Genomic DNA, 587 nt, shown 5'->3' with positions numbered 1-587 from the left:
ACAACCATCGGTGAGTCCTGACCAAACCGTTCAAAATGGATTTCCTGCGCAACGCTAAATTTACCCGTACCCGGCTCACCCAAAATACACACAGGATCGTCGGAATGAGCAATCTGCTCAATATTTTTTCGTAAATTAATGGCCTGGCCGCTATCTCCAATAATCGGGATATGCACCGGATCCCCGATAATTTTAACAGCTTTGGTATGTGATTTAAGAAGCGCAGCATGGATGTTTATCCCAACTATACCCTCTGCTTTACTTACCAGAAAGGCTTGTATTTCATAACGATTCGTTTTACCTTCAATTTCAGACCACTTACTGATTCCACTTTCCAGTACCCTCTTGATTATCCTTGGAACAGCAGACGACTCCATTATTTCGTGACAGTGGCTGTCCTGCTCGTACATTAAATTCTTCGCTATTATTTCACCGTTTTTATGAAGTAAAATAACCGGGAAGGGCATGGAATTAAAGGTCTCCCGAAAATAATTGAATTGATTATTCATCCTCCGGAAAAAATGGTATACCCGCTTCCCTTCTTCGATAGCATCTGTCACCGCTTCTTTTCCGGATGTAATTAAAAC

General features: G+C 41.7%; 1 protein-coding gene. It reads right to left on the bottom strand.

The window, feature by feature from the left end:
• The coding region (locus AC3G7N_RS21915) for a sigma 54-interacting transcriptional regulator (RefSeq protein WP_489424234.1) at window positions 1–560 on the bottom strand (560 nt) is incomplete at its 3' end.
• Window positions 561–587: the final 27 nt, after the last annotated feature.

It is taken from the genome of Virgibacillus carmonensis (assembly GCF_057836705.1).
Note: the sequence above shows the minus strand (reverse complement) of the source record. Positions and strands in the feature narration are given on the sequence as shown.